Origin of the sequence: Serratia sp. Je.1.23.a, assembly GCF_051129805.1 — a bacterium.
GTDB lineage: Bacteria > Pseudomonadota > Gammaproteobacteria > Enterobacterales > Enterobacteriaceae > Serratia > Serratia liquefaciens.
In genome coordinates this window covers 776,145-797,190 of record NZ_JBCPSR010000001.1, presented here as the reverse complement: position 1 = coordinate 797,190, position 21,046 = coordinate 776,145, and the positions used below count along the sequence as shown (strand labels likewise).

At 37.9% G+C, this 21,046-nt stretch carries 15 protein-coding genes; all 15 read right to left on the bottom strand.

All coding sequences use genetic code 11. The annotated features are described in order from the left end of the window. Positions 1–210: 210 nt before the first annotated feature. Positions 211–2,808 carry a beta strand repeat-containing protein gene (locus tag AAZT04_RS03880; RefSeq protein WP_048761728.1) on the bottom strand — a complete coding sequence of 866 codons (2,598 nt, stop codon included), beginning with the start codon at positions 2,806–2,808 and terminating at the stop codon, positions 211–213. Between the two features lie 467 nt (positions 2,809–3,275). Continuing rightward, positions 3,276–4,670, bottom strand: coding sequence for an undecaprenyl-phosphate glucose phosphotransferase (gene wcaJ, locus AAZT04_RS03875; RefSeq protein WP_048761725.1), 1,395 nt, complete (start codon positions 4,668–4,670; stop codon positions 3,276–3,278). A gap of 203 nt (positions 4,671–4,873) precedes the next feature. Continuing rightward, the gene (locus tag AAZT04_RS03870; protein ID WP_434679017.1) at positions 4,874–5,836 is read right to left on the bottom strand and encodes a cellulase family glycosylhydrolase; all 963 of its coding nucleotides are present in this window, start codon (positions 5,834–5,836) and stop codon (positions 4,874–4,876) included. A gap of 88 nt (positions 5,837–5,924) precedes the next feature. Further along, positions 5,925–6,986, bottom strand: a complete 1,062-nt coding sequence (locus tag AAZT04_RS03865) for a glycosyltransferase (RefSeq protein WP_237142405.1) — start codon at positions 6,984–6,986, stop codon at positions 5,925–5,927. Positions 6,987–7,025: 39 nt separating this feature from the next. Then, a complete protein-coding gene (locus AAZT04_RS03860; protein ID WP_048761721.1) occupies positions 7,026–8,465 on the bottom strand; it encodes a lipopolysaccharide biosynthesis protein in 1,440 nt (479 codons plus the stop codon). Between the two features lie 88 nt (positions 8,466–8,553). After that, positions 8,554–9,696, bottom strand: a complete 1,143-nt coding sequence (locus AAZT04_RS03855) for a glycosyltransferase (protein ID WP_237142406.1) — start codon at positions 9,694–9,696, stop codon at positions 8,554–8,556. 32 nt (positions 9,697–9,728) lie between these two features. Further along, positions 9,729–10,802 (bottom strand): polysaccharide pyruvyl transferase family protein, encoded by a 1,074-nt coding sequence (locus AAZT04_RS03850; protein ID WP_048761718.1) that lies wholly within the window; start codon positions 10,800–10,802, stop codon positions 9,729–9,731. Positions 10,803–10,862: 60 nt separating this feature from the next. After that, positions 10,863–12,011 (bottom strand): glycosyltransferase family 4 protein, encoded by a 1,149-nt coding sequence (locus AAZT04_RS03845; RefSeq protein WP_048761715.1) that lies wholly within the window; start codon positions 12,009–12,011, stop codon positions 10,863–10,865. A 56-nt stretch (positions 12,012–12,067) separates the two neighbouring features. Then, positions 12,068–13,165 (bottom strand): glycosyltransferase family 4 protein, encoded by a 1,098-nt coding sequence (locus AAZT04_RS03840; RefSeq protein ID WP_048761711.1) that lies wholly within the window; start codon positions 13,163–13,165, stop codon positions 12,068–12,070. Between the two features lie 210 nt (positions 13,166–13,375). Continuing rightward, the gene (locus AAZT04_RS03835; RefSeq protein ID WP_129983573.1) at positions 13,376–14,683 is read right to left on the bottom strand and encodes an O-antigen ligase family protein; all 1,308 of its coding nucleotides are present in this window, start codon (positions 14,681–14,683) and stop codon (positions 13,376–13,378) included. 131 nt (positions 14,684–14,814) lie between these two features. Then, a complete protein-coding gene (locus AAZT04_RS03830; RefSeq protein ID WP_012006018.1) occupies positions 14,815–16,989 on the bottom strand; it encodes a polysaccharide biosynthesis tyrosine autokinase in 2,175 nt (724 codons plus the stop codon). Positions 16,990–17,008: 19 nt separating this feature from the next. Further along, a complete protein-coding gene (locus tag AAZT04_RS03825; RefSeq protein WP_012006017.1) occupies positions 17,009–17,443 on the bottom strand; it encodes a protein-tyrosine-phosphatase in 435 nt (144 codons plus the stop codon). A gap of 9 nt (positions 17,444–17,452) precedes the next feature. Further along, a complete protein-coding gene (locus AAZT04_RS03820; protein ID WP_048761701.1) occupies positions 17,453–18,589 on the bottom strand; it encodes a polysaccharide export protein in 1,137 nt (378 codons plus the stop codon). Positions 18,590–18,881: 292 nt separating this feature from the next. Continuing rightward, complete coding sequence (locus AAZT04_RS03815; RefSeq protein ID WP_129983572.1) at positions 18,882–19,775, bottom strand: UTP--glucose-1-phosphate uridylyltransferase; 894 nt, start codon at positions 19,773–19,775, stop codon at positions 18,882–18,884. A 45-nt stretch (positions 19,776–19,820) separates the two neighbouring features. Continuing rightward, entirely contained in the window at positions 19,821–20,720 is a 900-nt protein-coding gene (gene galU / locus AAZT04_RS03810) for a UTP--glucose-1-phosphate uridylyltransferase GalU (RefSeq protein ID WP_129983571.1), read from the bottom strand. Between the last annotated feature and the right edge of the window lie 326 nt (positions 20,721–21,046).

Genomic DNA, 21,046 nt, shown 5'->3' with positions numbered 1-21,046 from the left:
CGTAAAAAAAAACCGCAAAGACATTTGTTAGAAACGCAGGAAAAACAACAAGATGAAAGACATGATGAAATGTGAGGGAATTATGAGGAATGGAATAAGTTAGAGATAATGATGCCGATCACAAAATAAAACAATACGGGAAGTTTGACCTCCCCGTATTATTTAACTAATAACAGTTTCAATGGAAACTATTAACCTGCAGAGCTTACCTTATGCGTAATGCAGAGTATCCAGCAGTTGCTGATGATTTTGCCCTGTCAGGTAAACAACGCTGTCGCTAGTATCCAGCGTGTGGTTATTGTTGTTATCAATAATCACATAAGAGCTGGCATTATCGCCAGTACCGCCAAACACTACTGACGCCACACCCACTTTAGCCGTCAGTGCGTTGCTGCTACCGAGACCGAGGATACCGCCCAACAGGCCAATAACGCCGTTGGTCAGCCCGCCAACCAGAGTACCCAGCAGCGCATCCAGAGTATCAGAAGCACGAGTGCCGTAATCCGCCACCGCAGTACCACTGGTATTGCCGGAGATGGTCAAAGCAGAAGCCGCATCAACGATCTTGTCTTTGGTACTGTCAAAGTCGGTAATGGTAACACCGGCCTGAGTGGTACTGGACTTCAGTTGATAGGTATTCACACCATTGCCACCGGCCAGGGTGGTGTTACCCAGAACGTTGAAGCTGTCAGCCGCACCGGTCCCTTCGACAGTCAGTTGATAACCATTCAGACCCAGAGCGGTAAGTACCGGAGCCAACAGCCCTGTAGTCACGGCACTCAACGGCAGGATGTTAAGCAATTGAACGATAATACCGTCACCGGTACCGGCATGGTTTGAGTTCAGATCCAAACCACCAGTATTAGCAGAAGCGTTAATATCACGCACGTTACTAAAACCACTGCCCACAGTCAGATCCAGTAAGTGATCGCCTGTAACAGCAATGTTTTGCACCTGAGCATTTGTGCCAGTCAGTGACAAGATATTGTCAAAACTACCGGTACCGCCAGACGCAATGTTCAGCGTGCTCAGTACAGTTGGCAACAACAGACTGCTGCTGCTGTTCAGAGCCAGTGAACCGGCATTCACATCGGTTGAACTAACGGCATCGAAAGTGACGTTAAAGTGGTCCGTGGCATTCTGCAGGAAAGTAATTTCCACACTACTTGCCGCCGTCGCATTACCGGTCACTTCCAACTGCGCGGAGTTACCGCCGGCAGCATTAATCACTTTCACTGCCTCGGCCAAACCAGACAACACAAAACCTTGTGAGCCAATAGTGGAAGTTGCTGCCTGATTGACCGTGGTGCTAAGAGTCCCAGTAAGGCTTGATTCTGAGGTGGCGCGCCCAGTTAATACACCAAAGTCAAAGGTATGGTTGGCAGCCGTTGAACCACTGCTAACCGTCGCTTTGCCAATATAACCAGCCAGGTCAATTTTCTCAAAGTTAGAGAATTGTGAGGAGTTGGTGGTAATCGTCGCCGTACGAGCCAGAGCGTTCCCTCCCATCACCACGTTTTTGGTAATAAAGTTGGCCGAAATGGTATCAACCCCATTACCACCGTTGGCCTGGATGTTGGCACTTACCGTGTTAGCACCACCAACCGCGGCATTGCCTAACCATTTCAGGCTGTCATTGCCTTCGCCGAGGTTAAACTTGGCCGTCGAAGTTGCAAGGCCAACGTTTGCATCGGTAGTAACGAGAACATCATCAGCACCAGAACTGGCGTTAAGAATAACGTTGCCGTTATTCACAGTAATGTCCACACCTGGGTTGACGCCATTATCTGACAGGTTAACCGTTGCTGCGCTGGAGCCGTTAATGGTCAGATTCGCCAGATGATCGGCGAACTTCAAATTAACGACGCTAGCAGAGTTAGCGTTCAGAAGAACATTAGTAAGCACCGCTGTTTCAGCATTACTTAACACATGATTTGTATAAGAATTTATAGATCCCGTCGCATTGCCACCTGTAGCTGTAGCCGTTAAAGTAGCACTGGTTTTGTAATCCAAACTGGTACCAATAATATATTCAAAAGCATGCTGCTGGGAAACGGTAGTATTATCAGTTGCCGTGGAGTTACGCATATCATTTATAATTGCAGCGGCAAGGACAGCTTTGTTACTCCCTAGGGCTGCAAAAGCAGCAACTTGAGCATCAGTAGCTACAGCTCCGTGCACAATTTTGTAGATTTTTTGAATGTACTCATCACCATTAAGTTGCCCCACTCTTTTCTGATATTCAGAAGTTAACAACTGTTTAGTAATCATATTGGTATAACTAGTTCCGCTATTTAAGTCAGCACTCCAATATTTTAAACCTCCAGCGTCAACCCATCTGTCCCGTCCCAACAATCCAAGATAGGATGCTGCTACCTGCTCCTGAACTGCCAAAGGAGCAATACTCGAAGTTGTTGAATACAATATAGAATCAATTTTTTGATCAAAAACTGTTTGAACATTGATTACTGCAGGATCAAAACCTTGATAATGAACTACGTTATTCACGAGAGTGGCTAAAGCAGAGGATAAACCTCCAGTAGATAGAAGATCCGTAACCACGTTAGCCGCTGGGCTACTACCATAGACTAAAGTATAAACCTGAGTAACAATCTGGTTATTACTTAACCCTTGGAAAAGGGTCTGACCAGCACTACTATTAAGCAAGGATGTAACAAAAGTTTCATTAGTAAAGGTACCGCTTTCGATTTGTTGCCCAAAATGTTTAAACTGGGTTTCAGTCGGATTTTGCCCCAGAACAGCATAGTACAAGGCAGCTGCCGTTGTTTGATTAGCAAGAGAAGCCATGATTAACCCCTATTTAATGTATTCTCAACCCGGCGGAAAGGAATCGCCCTGAGAAAAAACGTTTGATTGAGCAGAAGATGACAATCTCCTACAATCTAAATAAAGGCTGGATAAGCTATTTTGTCAAGGTCACACTACGCAGCATTTGCCCAGAAAATTTCATTTTTTTTATCCAATGAAAAAAAACACAACTCACTGATATTTAATAATAAAAAAAAACTAAAAAACATAAGAGTGGTAATTCAGTTAAAAAATCCTAAACCAGTTAGTGGAAGTAAAGTCAACTATGCCAATGACCATACGGATAATTTTTTATGCAAAAATCATATAGTCCTAAATTTATTATATAGATCATAAGGATGCAGTCGAAATCGTTTCACGTCATTTAAATAGCACGCTAGTTAAATGCAAAAAAAAAGCCTCGGAATTTCACTTCCAAGGCTAGAAATTTTATCTTTAAGAAAGAGTCAGTATGCAGACTTATGCACAAACCCCTTAAAAACAGTAAGGATAATTATTTTTATATCGAACCAAACACTCCATTCACGAATGTATTCAAGATCGTATTCTACACGCTTCTGCATTTTGTCTAGTGTGTCGGTCTCCCCTCTCCAACCATTTATTTGAGCCCAACCCGTTATCCCAGGCTTAACTTTATGTCTAAGCATATAGCCTTCAATCAGACTACGGTATTGTTCATTATGAGAAACGGCGTGTGGTCGTGGGCCTACAATAGACATTTCACCAAATAAAACATTGAAAAATTGAGGGAGCTCATCTAAGGATGTTCTTCGTAAAAATTTCCCAACTTTAGTAATTCTAGCATCGTGTTTTTTTGCCTGTACAACAGTATTATCATTTTCCATAACACTCATTGAACGAAACTTCCAAACTTTGATAGGTTTTCCGTCCATGCCGTAACGTATCTGTCTAAATATCACAGGACCGGGTGATGTAAACTTAACAAATAAAGAGATCAAAATTAGCACAGGTGAAATAAAGGCCAATATCATCATCGAAAGAATAATATCTTCCAACCGTTTGAAAACTTTGTTAATACCATTCAGATGAGTATCGAACAATGGAACTACTGGTACTCCATTAACTTCTTCCGTTCGAGACTGTAAAATATTAAAAGTAAACAAATCAGGTATAAGCATGACCGAACACGTTGTATCCGTCAGCTTTTTCACTAAGTTTTTAATCTTAACCTCATCCCCCATACTCATAGCAATATAAATTCTATCAAGTCTTCCTTCGCGTGCATCTTCGATTAATTTGGAAAAATCCCCAACATACTCAATACCCTCTTCCGAAATAGGGGTATCGTCATAAACACCAACGACCATAAAACCTAGCCAAGAGTCAGCTTTAAAACCGCGGAGTAAGCTTAGTCCAACAGGCATTGAACCAGCAACTGCAACTCTCCTTGTATTATAACCAAGGTTACGAACGAAGCCTGCGATAAATCGTATCGCGATACGACACCCGACGAGACCAAGGCTCACTAAAAGATACCATTGAAAGAAAATTTTGAGAGAAAAATCAAACTCAGGTAGAAACGAAACTAAACCTATTGTAAAAATAAAACTCAGCGTCCAATTTTGTATAATTAAAATAAGTTCCGTTGATATTTTACCGCCACGCCATGACCGATAAAAATCAGTCATCCCTCCAATCATCTGATAAACGACCAGAACTATTAAAAATACCAATAAATGCCTATAATTAAAAGGCTGGGAATTTAAAAAAACAATAACATACAGACCAAGAAAAATAATAAATATATCAGAAAATCTTTGCGCCATAGAAATTAATGATGCATTGGTTTTTGAATGGGTTCTATGATGTAAGATTGCCATTAAAATTACCTAATTTAGAATAGACGTATAACCAACCGAAAGCACCGTTTTCTATCCCCGAAATAAAGATGATGATGGAGTTGAAAAATTTGACTCTACACCGTCTTTTCCATTACAGGATATTTATATTAATCAATTAATATTACTTATTTTCAGCAATTCAACTAGAGAATAGTTATCCATACATAAAAATAAATCAACAACTACTTCACAATCAATTTTTGATTTAACACACCAAACCTATGTTCGCGATTCTTCACATTGCTACCATCGTCGATAAGGTCGTACCACCATACACCTTTAATAAAATCTCTTTTTTCAGCCTCATCCATATACTGTTGCATATACTGATAAACTTGAGAGTCAGAGACTCCGTTTGGACCATTATACGAAGTATATCCTACTTCTGTAATATAAAGAGGGATCGATTTTCCTAGTATCCCTTTTAAATGATCTTCGTATTTGTCTATGGCTTTAATATTGTTTTCTGGAATACGCATACTCATATCTGGGTTACCATACGAGTAAGGATGAAGTGATATTCCATCGACGTAATCTAACATGCCATTTGCAATTAGATTATCCATCCATTCGAGCTCTTTTTCTTTGAAAGGATTTATTGAACCTGCAACTATAATTGCATTAGGATCCTGTTTTCTTATAGCTTCAGACGACTTCTTCACTAACTTTAAATAAACTTGGAAGTCAGGTGGTGTTGACTTGAATGGAATCCCTGTTCCATATAGCCACTCATTCCAAATTTCGTAATACTTAACCGTGCCTTTACACCGCGCAGCGGTAAAAGATACATATTTAACAAAATTATCAATATCTTCTTCAGTCCTAGGGTAATCAAAATTTGTTAACTTTTGATTACCATAGGCTAATATCAGCATACTGCTAATATTCGGATGCTTTTGAGAGAAAAGATAATCAACTTTATTCACATTTCCCGATAGTAAAAAATCTTTACCATTTTTTTGAAGTAGCTGCCAAGGATAATCATCACGGATAGATGTAAAACCATACTTTTTAGCTAATTGAATATAAAACTCTGAGTCACGGGGGTAATGTTTAAAGTGTATGTTAATGCCTCTTTCGAAAGCACTAACCGATGGGCTTATAAGTACAGCAGCTAAAATTAAATTTTTAATAAAAAATTTCATATTAAGCGCCTCGATCATTGAAATTAACTTAAGACAAAGCCTTAATGTTACAACGTCTAATGATAATTACAGAATGCGATAAAAATTTTTATTTTAACAAGGCTTCATAATCTTGATAAATTTTAACAATCTCTTTTTCATCAAGCGAAACTTTAGTTAGCTCCATAGCTTTATCCAAAGAAGATTGAAGTTCCAACTCGATATCACAGATGACTCCATTACTCATGTTAATGATCTCTTTAATTCCTCCAGGGTAGTCATTCGCAATAACCGGTGTTCCACAAGCTATAGCTTCAATAACCACATTAGGATATCCCTCCCAACGAGAACTAGAAATAAAAACATCAGCATGTTTCATATATACATAAGGGTTATCCGTTGAATCAACAAAAGATACTCTATCTTTGATTTCAAATCTTTTTATAATTTCAACTAACTCATCCTTCTGCTCACCACTACCAATTAATGTCAAATGATATTTGTTTTTATCCAGTTTTGAAAATGCAGTTAAAAGTAGATCAAATCCTTTTTGGTAAGTAAGACGACCAATAGATAACAAATTAATCTTACCCTCTGGGTATATATCAGAGGCAGGCATTGAGCTCATCTTAACTATTCGTTCAATATCAACAGGATTATTTATCTTGATTAACTTGCTTTTTGGTATTCCCATTTTTTCCGATAAATCAGAGTACATTTCATTGCTCTGCACCACGATAGCATCGTAATTTTTATAGCAGGATTTATAAAGAAACTTAATTAAATTATTTTTTTCAAACAGCGTCGGTAAATTAGACTCTCGTGCTATTTTTTTTACTTTATTTCCCAATAAAAAAACAAATGGTGAAAGGGCAGCATTAGATACACCGTCACTAATAAAAAGTGTATCTATACTATTTTTTTTACAATACCCCTTAATTCCAAAAACAAACTTAAATATAGAATCTCTAATTCTCCCATCTAAGTTCAAATATGACACAATAACATCTTTAGATAAGTCAGAAAGCAAAGAGTTTCTCTTGTCATCTTTTTTGTAAAGAAGAAGATGTACGCGGAAATCCTCTTTATTTAGATTATTCAACAAATTAAAAACAACGCGCTCAGCACCTGTCCATCCTAAATATGGCATGATAAAGACTATATTCTTCAAGACGTAACCTCTTATTCACGAAACTGGCTTAATAAAAAATCATTTTTTGAAAATTCTTTTCAAAAAAACAGAATTTATTTCTTGGCAGGTTTTTATTTTCATGATTAATGCGCAAAAATAATATACAACAGCCCCCAAAAAAACTTTAATTAAAATCTCATACAAACCATTTTCTAAATGAATAAAGTATATCGATAGGGCCATAACTAAAGCACATAAAATAATAGGTGCCATGGTTTTTATTTGCTTAAACGCCCCATATCCAAACCATTTCCCAGGATAGTATGCATTGATAAAAAAGCAAATAAACGATACAAGCGCACTCCCCATAACTACAACTTTTAAACCGTATGGTACGGTCAATAATAATGCAGCGATAGTAATAGGCAATTTAGCAAGATCGATTCTCAAGTAAGCATCAGAACGACCGACAGCATTAATCAAACTACAATTTAATGCACTGATAGGAATTATAAGTCGTGATAACGCTATCCATTGCATCACGATAATAGCTCCCTCCCACTGAGCTGAAAGAAAATACCTGACGAATGGCTCTGATATTAACATTAAACCTACCATCACAGGAATTATAATGAAAGCGACACCTTCAATTCCGCGGTGATAAAATTTAATCAATGATTCTCGATCATTTTGCAAACTGGACATTACCGGAAAGAAAACATTTTGCAGTATGGTAAATAGATTCATTGATATAAGATCAGGAATATTTCTCCCTTGTGTATAAAGACCCACATCTTTAATTGAGAGATATCTACCAATCAATATCGCATATCCATTATCTACTATGCTTCTAACCAAACCTGCGATAAGCAACTTGGAACCAAATCCAAACAGACTAACAAGTGAGTCAAGTGAAAAAACTAATGCAGGGAACCATCTGATAAAAACAAATGAGAGCAACACAATCAGTGAGTTATTAATTATCTGTTGCCAAACAAGGGAATATACTCCAAAACCTTTGTTTGCTAAGACAATAGCTACAACCCCACTAATTAATGCACTAATTAGATTTATTTTAGTTCTAAGCTTAAAATTCAGTTTTATAGATAATATAGTCATTTGCACTAAGTATAGTGGTTTAATCATAACCACAATCGACAGCATTTTAAGAATGCCTTCCAACTCAGGTTTATGATAATAACTTGAAATACTTGGTGACAATGCAAAAAGTAAAATATATAAAACAATTCCAATTACGATATTAAAATAAAACACAGTAGATAAGTCTGTGTTATTCCTATTTTTCTTTTGAATCAAAGCTTGGGAAAAACCACTATTTATTATAATGTCAGATATAAGAATGAATACCAAGATTATACCGACTAAACCAAACTCCGCTGGAGAGATAATACGGGCAAGAACAATACTGACTATAAACTGAAATCCCTGGACAGAAAACCGCTCTACCGCACTCCAGAGCAGTCCTGATATCGTATTTTTTTTTATGTTATCATTCATCTCATCTTTCTCTTGATGGCATTAACATAAAATATCCTCTCAACATTTAAATCACATTCAAATAATCACAATGCAAATAGACTTACATTTAATAATTAAAGATCATTTCAATTAAGGATTTCATCTCAATTTCCTGATGATCTTTTACATATAAAGAATGTTTAATCCCTTTCAAGCTTAAAGAATTGTGACACTCGCTATCTAAATGAATTCTAAAGATTCTGTTTTCTATTTCCATTACGTTTTTCGGATCAAAATAAAGTACATTATCTTTGCAAACTTCTGGAATACTTGATACAGAAGAAGCTAGAACCGGGGTACCATAACGCATTGCTTGCAGTGGCGGATATCCATACCCTTCGTTAAGAGATGGATATATGAAACTGTATGCATTCTTATAGAGCCAATTAAGCGATGATGTATCTATGTAATCCATAAAAATAAAATTTGAATTTCCCTCTAAAAACGAAGGTGGTTTCTTGAGGCCTGTTACTACTGTTTTTATACCGCACTCGCGATTTTTTTTATAAAAATTAGACAAGGCCATCAATGCTCGATGGTTATTCTTCATCCATCTATTGGCGCTCACTAACAAAAAGAAACCGTTATTTTTTAGAGATAATGTTTTAAGTTCCGATGATAACTCAGGTTCTTCATCCCCGAACGGACAAGGAGCAGGATATACATGCACAAATTCAGGTTTCAAATGGCTAAAGTTCGAAAGAATCGAATATTTTGTATGTTCCGAAACCGTAACTATAGATATATTTTTTTTGGTTAGCAGCCTTTCAAATAACGATAGGTATTTTTTTTGTGTATGGTTCTTAAAAATAGTCCGTTTTATTAATAGTTTGATCTTTGGAATTAAACCAAAAGTATACTTCCATTGCACATCGTCATATGGGCACTCGATCTCCCTTAACCCATGGACAGTCATAATAAAATGAGTATCTTCAGTTGGAAGATTATACAATTCATAGGGCATTGCCGAGTAAAATATTTTCGGCTTGAGATCTTTTATATAATTACAGAGTTGCTCAACACTTTCCACAGCATGTAAATATATGTTGTTTTCATTGCAAGCTTTGAGAATATTACCTTCGAGTTCGTAATTGCTATTGTAAACACATTGGAAATTTACAAACCCATTGCTTATAGCTCTAAAAAAAATCTCCTTAGCATATTCACCGCCCCCGTGAAACTTTGCGTCCTTGGTAGCCTGCGTTGCCATCAGATCCATTATAATCAAAACATTATCTCCAACTATTGTAACAGGTTAACCTGAACCGTTTCGTATACCTTTCGCTTCAAATCCATTGCTGAAAGTGATGAGTACTCATGCATGTAATATTCTATTTTCTTAGAGAGTATGGCCGGTGATAGCTGACAATTATTAATGTGCCCTAATATTAATGTGTGCATCCGCCCTGAATAAACTACTTTTGCATCTTTAAGGTGGTTTAAATATTCGTTTAGGCTTGGGACATTCTCAATCAAATTAATATAGTTTTTATTTTCATCACATATTATCTTATCGTAGATGAATTTATTCAAATCGGCATCCTCTACAGTTGTAGATACAAGCTGAACAAAATTACCAGTTTGAATTTCTTTTTCGATTATATTTATCCAGTATGATACATAGCTTTCAAAATCACCCTCATCAACTGCATTTATTTCATCAATATTTTTTTTGTGAACATAATATGCTGTAGCTCCAACGATTGAGATATTCTTCTTTTTAATTTCAATGGTTGAGTGCTCATCGTACAAGGCATATGCTAGATCAGGTATATAACCAGGCTTAACCGAAAAGAAACTTTCAATTTTCTCAATAGATTTTTTCTCACGAACAAAAAATCCTGATGAGTAAGAGAATGCTTTTTTATATAACCATTTATCTATCTTAGTAAATTTTTCTGCGCAACCAACTCCTACAATATAGAAAGGAATTTTATTTTTCTTGGCCTCTCTAGACCAAATATACATTGCAATTGGGAAGGTACCACCCGACTGAATTAGTTGCCCACCTCCAACAATCATTGCCCCATAGTTATCAACAAAAACATTTCTAATTCTTTTTATATTATTAATGTACCATCTCGTGTACTTAACAAATTGGTTTTTCCAAAAAATATAATGCCTGACTCTCCTGATAAAACTTACTTTAGTGTTTTTTTTCACAGGCTGGGATTTGACATTTTTTTTACCCGCATCAAACCCGATACTTTCAGCTATATAACCAGCATCACTAACTACTTTTCTTATTCCTTCATTAATAGCATGATCGCCAATATTGTCAGAACAAACTTCGTTTACAATGAGTATTTTTTGCATATATAACCAAATGTAGTTAAATTAAATTTCACTTGTCCTGTATAAATAAACTCACGCTATCTACAAGATTTCAATATTTTTCAGAAAGTTAATTCTAACCTTACCTTCTGAAAAATTATTCATTACGTATGATCGTCCCCTAGCTCCGATTTGTTGTAGTTCTTCTGGAGAGTATCTCAATTCAATAATTTTATTTGCGAATTCATTCGAATCATTACATTCGATGTATTCTACTCCGGCAGTAACACCAATACCTTCGACACCAATACTATTTGTAATGACGGCAACACCATAACTCATAGCCTCAACAACTTTAACTTTTATTCCTGAACCAAAAGGAATTGGCGCGATCAAGCATGCCGCGGTAGACAGCGCTGAGCTAATATCTTCAACCATCCCTTTCAGAATAATTTGGTTACTACTTGCACAGAGGTCAATAGCTCGCTGATCATAATCACCATAAACGTATATCTTTATATTTTCATTTTTTAAATTTTCTGTAGCGAATATATTTGAAATTTCTCGTAGACATGCCAAATTATGATTTGCTTTTAAATTACCAACAAATACATAGTAATTATCTTCATCCAATAATTTTTCAGTGAAGACATTTTCGGGAACACATGGTGGATTAAAGAAAATGTTTTCCAGTCCAGTCGACTCTTTGAATAATGATGCCTCCAAAGGCGATGTGAAAGACAAATTATTAAATTTTCTTGAAAGAACCACTTCTCTATTACCAATAAGAGAACTCTCCATGGAAAGGATCATTTTTCTGAATGGCTTAACAATTGTTGCAAAAAAAGAGGGATATTTTTCGGAATATGTGCCGAGTAAATCTATATTGTCAGAAAAACTACTCACCATTCGTTTGTATCTTAAACTTAGCAAATCATCATATTCCAATATTTTTTTTACTTTTTCCTCTTCTACTAAATATGCCATCCTAACCATGTCAACTAAAACCAGATCATAGTTATTTTCTCTTATTAACTTAGCTACCATTTTCTTGGCTCTTGCCGAGTAAAATAGACGTTCTTGGAAGGAAAATTTCCACCTAAAAATACCGTTAAATAGGATTTCTAAAGGATGAGGTTTTGGCATTTGGATGTGGTTTTTTTTATCACATTTTTTTTTATTCTCATCAAAATGCGCAATGTCTACCTTAACCTCGCCTTCTAGCAAGAATCTTATGTTTTGATTTATCATGTACTCCCTACCTGCATACGAAGTCGGTAGCCTAGATACTATGTAAAGTACTTTTTTCATAAAATTCTGACCAGTTTATTTATTACGTTTTCAGTTGAAAAACGCTGTGAATTGATAACCCCAGATAATTTTAATTCATCGCGGTCGTTTTTGTTTAACTTTAATATTTTTACAAGCTCAGCTTTCCAAGCTTCAACATTATTAATATCCTTGACCAGGACAGCGCTGCCATTAGTTATTTCTCGATGAGCGTCAATATCCGATGCAATGACGATACTTGAGTTAGCCTGAGCTTCGACAACAGTCCGCCCGAATCCTTCATAAGTTGATGGGGCCAAATAAACATCAGTGAGTCCATATATATAATTTATCATTTCATTTGATGAAGAACCAAACAACATATAGGTGATGTTATTTTTTTTACACTCCTGTATAAACTCATCTTCTCTTATATTGTCTATGGCAACCCCGACCTTCACTAATAATATTGGTCCAGTTTCTGTCATTGCTTTAGCCACTAACTCTGGGAGTATACTTACGTTTTTCCTCGATTCGAAACTTCCTACATTGGAAACAACAACGTAACCTTTACTTTTGTATTCTTTAATCTTCGAGATAAAGGCTTGCTCCTCATTTAGCGGCAATACCATTTCCATTAGTTTATCTTTTGGAGTGTTTTCTTTAATAATATTTGGTATTTCGAAAATATTCTCTTTATGAATTCCATATTTCTCAGAAAGACTTTCTTTTGTAAAGTCAGACGGAGTGATATAACAAACACTCTTGCTGAGCCTCAAAGCCGAAAATATAAATTTCAAATACATTCCCTTGAGACTTCTATCGTTACTTTCTGGCACATGGTGTATTATTACCATTGTTTTTTTTCGGGAAAGAAATCTAAAAAAAGTCAAAAAAGAGAATGCTTCTTGGTATACTACGAGGTCATATTTATTATATTTAACCAAGGTGTTAAAAGGCAATGAAATGAATTGCCAAATATATCTTTTTAAAGAATTTGGCTTACCGTTGTCCTCATAATAAATCGTATTTACGTTTATTTCGCTAATATCAGTCAAGCCATCAATAAGCTCAAAACTATACTTTGCCACACCGGTATTGAATCTACTTTTGGGCCCTACAATCCATGCAATCATCTCTTACCTTAATTTTAACCGAGATTAATAATAATGTTTTAATAATACCCCTGCAGTGACACTGTTTAAAACATATTATGATATTACATTAAAGCCAAATCCGTACTGGAATCTTTATACCCTAGACTCAGGTCTGTTAAAAATAAAAAGATTGCAACAATGTAACCCGCTTCGACTTTATGATTATTTATAACTGAATTACGAAGGGATTCATTTTTCAGAGAGCGAAGGAGAAATGCTTTCTCGGCTTTGGCTATTTTTATAGTATAATGACAAATAAATAAAAATGTAGAAAAACAGATTCAATGGGAAATTCATCAATATATTGTTTGTGAAAAACTCAATCCCTAAATGATAAAACAGTAAAACCAAAGCTAAATTCGTTCCAATACCAGGCTTAGCTATAATGTTAAGCATGATTGTTAAATACACAACTAAATATACAATAACCCCAAGCAAACCATAGTTACTTAACACGTTCACATACGTGCTATCCAATGCTTTGCTTGCTTGCTTTAATCCGCTTGGTCCTTCCGTGCCATTAGTACCAATACCTACTCCGGTTAATAATGAGTTTTTTTCCACGTCATTGAATATATCGTTGTGTTGCTGAACTCGAATGAATATAGAACTGTATGCGGAATCATGCAGGCTGGTATTTTTCACTTGGTCATACACAAAATAACTATTAAATACAAACATTGACACAAAGAAAACAGTTACTGATGCTCCTCCCCAGATCACTCGCTCAAGTTTTCTATCTACTCTAAGAAAAATAAGAAATAATTTAATAATTGTATAAGCCGCAATTCCTATTATAGCAGTTTTATATAATGTCGCTATTGCTCCAGCAAGGAATGCAGTTGCGAGTATTATTTTGATTTTTTTACTAACAACCCCGGATTCGAGTGTCACAAAAAAGCATAACACCATCAGAGTTCCCGAACCGATAAAACTAGTTAATGTTCCCATTGCCCTCAGGTTGTCACTAACATTATCAAGCCGTAAGCCACTTCCCCTGGATGAGTTATTGAATTCATCTACTTGAAGAAAAACCATAAACCATTCGGTGAAAACCTTTTGAACTATTATTACACCGATATTTATTATACCGACAATTATTAATGTTTTACAAAGTTTTCTATAAAGTTCAAGGCCATCATCAAATGATAGGAATACATTCACTAACCCCAAAACAAAGAAAAATGGTATGAAGTCGCTTTTAAATTGATACAAAACAAGTGCTAATTCATCACCAAGAGAACTTATGACATAGGTGGTTAGGATAAAGGCTGGTATGATAATCCCTAAGATTAAATTAACTACTTTAATCTTCCCTCTAAGAAGGATAAAGAAAACTGACAACAAATAGTATATTATAACCAACACTTCTTTCCATAGTTTAAGCGCAGGATTATCAAGTCTAGCTGCGACAAGACTAAATATACTTGTAAAGCAAAAAATGAAGAAACAAACCGTGGTGAAAGTCACCATTATTTTTTTAGTGTTCTGTTTCATTACACACCATTAAATACAAATACGGTTTATAAAGTAATTTATAAATACAAGAAAATTCTATAAAACCTATGAAAACTTAGCTATATAGTAATATAGCAGCCATCATTTTAGATGGCTGCTATATCTAATTGCTATTTTTTATTTTCCGAATAATTATAATCATAGTTACTATATCCATAACCATAATAACTACTCGCTTTTTTTACCATACCATTCAGGATACAGCCCTTAACATGAACACCACTTTGTTCAAATCGTTTTAGACTAACCTCGATTTCTTTTACTGTATTTTCTTCAAAGCGGACAACAAGAAGTGTTGTTCCTGCATAGCGACCAATAATAGCTGCATCAGTAACCGCTAATACAGGAGGTGTATCAACAATAACTAGATCATAATTTTTTGATGCCCATTCAATAATTTCATTAAATCGTGGGTGCATTAAAAGCTCTGCCGGATTGGGTGGGACTTGCCCTCTGGAAATAAAGTCAAAATCGACTGAAGGTATATGATTTAGAGTGTTTTCAACTTTAATTTTTCCCGAAAGGATATCTGACAAACCATCAACGTTTCCAAACCCAAAGAGCTTGTGCGCATAACCTTTACGCATGTCGGCATCAATAAACAGTACTTTTTTCCCAGTCTGAGCAATAATAGCGGCCAAGTTACTACTAACAAACGTTTTACCTGCATCAGGACTAGCACCGGAAATCATGAGAACATTATTATTAGCCTCCATCATTGCAAAGTGCAAGCTTGTACGTAATCCCCTTATTGCCTCGATAGCTAAGTCAGCTGGATTTTCCACAGCTAAAAAATTAGGTTTAATAGTCTTATTTTTATTAATTGATTTCTTACTATTTCCTATATTTTTCTGCTGTAACCATAGTGAAACAGGAATGCTTGCATAGACATTAATGCCTAACTCCTCAAGCTGCTCTGCTGTTTCAACACCTCGGCGAAGCAACACTCTGAACAAAACTGCGCCAATAGAAACAATACCACCTAAGATGATCCCCAATAAGACGACAATCGTTTTCTTAGGTTTAACAGCATGTGGCTCGGTTACTGCTGAGTCAATGATCCTGACATTACCAATTGCACTCGACTTTGCTATGTTCAATTCCTGTTGACGATTAAGCAGCTGCATATATACAGCTCGTCCAGATTCAACATCCCGGCTAAGGCGGAGTACTTCCTGTTGTGTTGCAGGCATTACTGACACACGTTTATTTAAACGTTCTTTCTCACTTTGTAGTGTTTCACGTTTTTCCATTAAAGCTTTATATGTGGGGTGTTCTTTTGTATATAGCTGAGATATCTCTGCCTCGCGGAAAGTTAATTGATTAAGTTGATTATCAGCATTTACAATTTGATCTAAGACTGACTTAGCTTCCATTGTCAAATCGACAGAATCTTTTTGACGGCGATATTCATTTAACTTATCTTCAGCTGAATCTAATGCACTCCTTACCTTTGGTAATTGCTCTTGCAAGAAATCAAGACTTTTCGCATTTTGCGCGGCTTGGCGAGCAATGTTCTGCTCTAAGTAGTTTTGAGTGATGCTGTTTAATATCTTAGAAATTAATACAGGATTATCACCACTAATTGTCAAATTCAACATGCCTGTATTTTTCCCCTGATCTGTGACAGAGAAAATATCTTGCAAGTCTGAAATTGCTTCTAAATTGGTATGATATTTGATGACAAATTCAGTTCCCGGCAATGCATTGATTTTTTCGACTAACAGTGTAATTCCATTTTTATCAAGAACCTTTCCAGTTTCTCCAGTAGCCTCAATATTTTCGCCAGCTATCCGATAATGTGTATTATCAACGACTGTCAGAACTATTTGTGCCTCACTCTTACTCTCATTCGGCGGTAGATAGAGACGGCTAACCGAAAGCTCGCCTGGCTTTTCACCCATCAAGCGAGCCCAACCTTGCCCAAAGATCGGGAAGTACTTTTGACTCACTACAGCCTGCAAATTCAGATCATTTACTGTTTTACCTAAAATCATGCGGGATTGTAAGAGTGCTATTTCTGGCGCTGATTGCGGTTGGCTATCAGGCAACACTTGACTCAGACTATCAAGGATAGCATTACCCTGTTTTTGCTCTACTTGGATAAGAGCATCAGACTGATAAATTGGCGTCGCAAATAGAGAGTAAATAATTGCTAGCACTGTAAAAATTGATGTCACACCCAAAATCAAATATCGATGATCAATTAGCTCACCGATGAGACGTCCCAGATCAAGTTCATCTGATTCGGTGTTATTTGGTTTATTAGAACTGACAGATTGCATGCGCTTATTTCCTGACTAATTATTTGTTGATTTTTTCTACCCAGCGTTGACAGGATTGATCAATTAGTTGATAGACAAACTCAAAAGCTTCCTTGCTTTGCCGGTATGGATCGGGAATCTCCTTTTTATCCAACCATTGCCCCAACAGCATTGTCTTTCCTCTCACTTCAGGAGCGATGCTAGTAATTTTCTCAATATGCTTTCTTTCCATTACTAGAATCAAGTCATATTGACGCCCTAATTGAGCTGTAAACTGAGTGGCATGATGGCCTTCAAGAGATAAGTTATATTTTTCAGCAACAACGATCGCAGACTGATCTGCTGAATGATCAACTAATGCTCCAATTCCTGCCGAGTCAATTTTCTTATTTGGCAACGCTTTGCGTAGTAGTCTTTCTGCTATCGGAGAACGGCAAATATTCCCAACGCAAACAACCAGTATTGAATCAAACATTGTTTATTCCTACGGCCAATTACGAATTCGTAACGTACCTTCACTGAGATCATTATAGCTAGAAATAGTCGGAGCTAACTGACTGATCAAACGATTCCAGCGGGCAACGGGAGCTGCCGTCACATACACAATATCATATGGCTGCAAATGGAACTCAGCCCCCATAACCATCGCAGTCGCATCTGCCATGTTTAATTGGTAAATATTGGCAAGCTTGTTACCTTCAGTACCATGTAATGGGCGTATAACAAAAACACCAGTCGCATCTGCGGAGGATTGGCTGATGCCTTCCGAATTTCCCAAAGCTTCAGTCAAAGTCATCCCGCTTCTATCCATTTTTAGTGTCGCAGGAGTTTTAACTTCACCCATGACAAACACTTTCAAATCATCATTACGTGGTACGTAAAGAATATCGCCTGGATAAAGAAGATGGTTTTGTGTCAAATCGCCTTTTTGCATTAACGCCTGTAGAGAAATACGCTGCTCTTTACCATTATGAGTTAATACAACATTACGCCAATCAGCATTTTCTGCCAAACCGCCTGCGGCGTTGATGGCATCCATCACAGTTAACGGCACGTTGGTAATAGCTTGCTGGCCGGATTTAGAAACCTCTCCTGTGATATACGTTTTCTGTGACCGGAATGCTGCAATACTCACATCAACCTGAGGGCTTTCTATATAGTGAGATAAACGCGATGAGATTTCATTTCTAACTTGGACAACCGTTTTACCAACAACTTTTACCTTGCCGATATAAGGATAGAATATGGTTCCATCTGAATTCACCCAGTTACCAGTATCGCTGGCGCTACGGTATTGACCAGCTGGGGTAGTTAATTCTGGATGATCCCAAACGGTCACCATTAAAACGTCACCTACACCAATGCGATACTCATAATTCTGCAATTCACGTTCCAATGCACTATTCGGTTGCGCTATCGCAGGCTTTGGCCTCATTTTGCTAATCAATCCTGGTGTCATTGGATAGACGTTTACCAGTTTATCAATATCAAAATCGCTATCTTCTTGTTTTACAATATCTTTACCACTAGTGGAAAGGTGGGTGCCGGGGATGATTGTACAACCACTGATCACACTAATCGATACCAAAATCGGTATCAGTTTCCATTGTTTTTTTGCCATCGAGTTATCATCACTATCAAAGTAAGAATGTTTGCGGTGCTAAGCCCCGGGTCACCATAGCGCTTTCACGGCACTCAGCAAAATGATTTGTCATCAGCCCAAGCAGGCATGAAAAATTCGCACTCATTGTGCAAGCATTGAGTTCGTACCTGCTACTATAAAGTAACGTCAAAAGTATTATCGCATAATAATCAAAAAAAAAGTGTGCCTAACTAGGCGCATTTCGATTCAGCATAGTAAAAGGCCACGTCAGAATTGCTCTGAGGTAGCCATAGAATTTTCGTGATTAGCGTTACAATGAGAGTTGGTCAGCCCACTCTCGAAACGCCTTACCCTGTGTAGGGTGACGTAAGCCATAGGTGACAAATGCCCGCAGATAACCCATCTTCTCGCCACAGTTGAAAGACTCACCTACCAGCTCCATCGCCTCGACCGGTTGGTGTTTCAACAGTTCAGCAATGGCATCTGTAAGCTGAATTCTTCCCCAAGCGCCTGGCTCTGTTTTCTCCAACAGTGGCCAAATATCCGCGGACAAAACATAGCGTCCTACTGCGGAATAATTGGACTTCAGTTGAACCTCGCGACCTGGCTTCTCGATAATCGAGGTCATTCGCGAGCTCTCACCTGGCTGTAAGCTGTTAGTCTCACATTCAACAACGGAGTAATCATGCAGCACATGCTCATCAGCTGCCTGAACCAGCACCTGACTCAGGCCTGTCTGTTCAAAGCGGGCAATCATATGCGGAAGGTTGTCTTTTTTCAGATTGGCTTTTGTGTCGTCGAGCAACACATCCGGTAATAGAACCACAAAAGGCGAATCACCTACCAAGGGTTTGGCACAAAGTACCGCATGCCCTAACCCTTTTGGTTGACCTTGACGAATATGCATCAGTGTTACACCTTTTGGTGTAATCGACTGTACCTCGTCCAGCAACTGACGTTTTACACGCGCTTCAAGCATCGCTTCCAGTTCGAATGAGGTATCGAAATGGTTTTCAATCGCATTTTTAGAAGAGTGCGTCACCAAAATAATTTCTTTGATTCCTGCCGCAACACACTCATTGACAATATATTGAATCAATGGCTTATCGACGATCGGCAACATTTCCTTGGGAATAGCCTTGGTTGCAGGCAGCATACGCATACCCAACCCTGCAACAGGAATGACAGCTTTCAACTTGGTCATGGTAATCCTCTTTCAATATTATGATCGTCTTTTCAGCCGCAACTCTTACTTGCCGTTCAACGTCTGCTTTAACCACTGGGTAAAGCCTTCGCCTTCCGAGGTGTGACGCAGACCATACTGCACGAATGCCTTCATATAACCCAACTTATCACCACAGTCATGTGATTTGCCGCTCATGTGGAAAGCCTCTACGGTTTCCTGCTTCATCAATGCCGCAATGGCATCGGTCAGCTGAATTTCATCACCGGCGCCCGGTAAGGTTTTTTCCAGTAGCGGCCAGATATCGGCCGACAGAACATAACGCCCCACAACCGCCAAGTTAGAAGGCGCATCTTCAAGCGCTGGCTTTTCAACGACCGCCGTCATCGGGGTACTCTGACCTGCAGATAACGTTGCACCACCGCAATCGACAACCCCGTATTTCGAGACGTCTTGCTCCGGTACCGGTTCCACCATGATCTGGCTAAAACCAGTCTCCGTAAAACGTTCGATCATCTTGGCCAGGTTTTCTTTACGCAGGTCTGCGGTGGAATCATCCAACAATACGTCAGGCAGCAAAACGACAAATGGCTCATCACCTACCATAGGTTTGGCACATAACACCGCGTGACCTAAACCTTTTGCCTGACCCTGGCGCACTTGCATAACCGTCACGTCGGCTGGGCAGATGGTCTGCACTTCTTCCAGTAACTGACGCTTTACGCGGGATTCCAAAACGGCCTCGAGCTCAAAAGAGGTATCGAAGTGGTTTTCAATCGCATTTTTTGAGGAGTGGGTGACCAGCACAATGTCTTTGATCCCGGCAGCCACACACTCGTTAACAATGTACTGAATCAGTGGTTTATCGACCACCGGCAGCATTTCTTTAGGAATAGCTTTTGTCGCCGGCAACATACGGGTTCCCAGGCCAGCTACGGGGATCACAGCCTTCAGTCTCTTTTGCATGTTTTTTTATCCACAATCAAATAACTATAACGCAGCTGAACTCAGCCTATCCCGAGACGCTTATGAAATCTGGCTCAACGTGGTTTAGCCACGCTACCGCCCCTGGCTTTCAGCTACCAATGCACTGTCATCGTTCTCTTATGTCGGCGTTGTATGGGCGTCCGGCGACTAATCGCATTTTAATGTAAGTTAAGGATCCTGCTCTTTTGTTAAGCGATAGACAGATCACAGAAAAGACAAAATAAATACACCCTTATAACCAAACGATGATACTTGTAAATGTTTATATGGCTAAGATTCTTATACTATTGCCTTATCGATACAAG

Coding starts and splice junctions, on each gene's coding strand:
- AAZT04_RS03880 (WP_048761728.1), bottom strand. CDS start 2,808: ATGGCTTCTCTTGCTAATCAAACAACGGCAGCTGCCTTGTACTATGCT.
- wcaJ (WP_048761725.1), bottom strand. CDS start 4,670: ATGGCAATCTTACATCATAGAACCCATTCAAAAACCAATGCATCATTA.
- AAZT04_RS03870 (WP_434679017.1), bottom strand. CDS start 5,836: ATGAAATTTTTTATTAAAAATTTAATTTTAGCTGCTGTACTTATAAGC.
- AAZT04_RS03860 (WP_048761721.1), bottom strand. CDS start 8,465: ATGAATGATAACATAAAAAAAAATACGATATCAGGACTGCTCTGGAGT.
- AAZT04_RS03855 (WP_237142406.1), bottom strand. CDS start 9,696: ATGGCAACGCAGGCTACCAAGGACGCAAAGTTTCACGGGGGCGGTGAA.
- AAZT04_RS03850 (WP_048761718.1), bottom strand. CDS start 10,802: ATGCAAAAAATACTCATTGTAAACGAAGTTTGTTCTGACAATATTGGC.
- AAZT04_RS03845 (WP_048761715.1), bottom strand. CDS start 12,011: ATGATAAATCAAAACATAAGATTCTTGCTAGAAGGCGAGGTTAAGGTA.
- AAZT04_RS03840 (WP_048761711.1), bottom strand. CDS start 13,165: ATGATTGCATGGATTGTAGGGCCCAAAAGTAGATTCAATACCGGTGTG.
- AAZT04_RS03835 (WP_129983573.1), bottom strand. CDS start 14,683: ATGAAACAGAACACTAAAAAAATAATGGTGACTTTCACCACGGTTTGT.
- AAZT04_RS03830 (WP_012006018.1), bottom strand. CDS start 16,989: ATGCAATCTGTCAGTTCTAATAAACCAAATAACACCGAATCAGATGAA.
- AAZT04_RS03825 (WP_012006017.1), bottom strand. CDS start 17,443: ATGTTTGATTCAATACTGGTTGTTTGCGTTGGGAATATTTGCCGTTCT.
- AAZT04_RS03820 (WP_048761701.1), bottom strand. CDS start 18,589: ATGGCAAAAAAACAATGGAAACTGATACCGATTTTGGTATCGATTAGT.
- AAZT04_RS03815 (WP_129983572.1), bottom strand. CDS start 19,775: ATGACCAAGTTGAAAGCTGTCATTCCTGTTGCAGGGTTGGGTATGCGT.
- galU (WP_129983571.1), bottom strand. CDS start 20,720: ATGCAAAAGAGACTGAAGGCTGTGATCCCCGTAGCTGGCCTGGGAACC.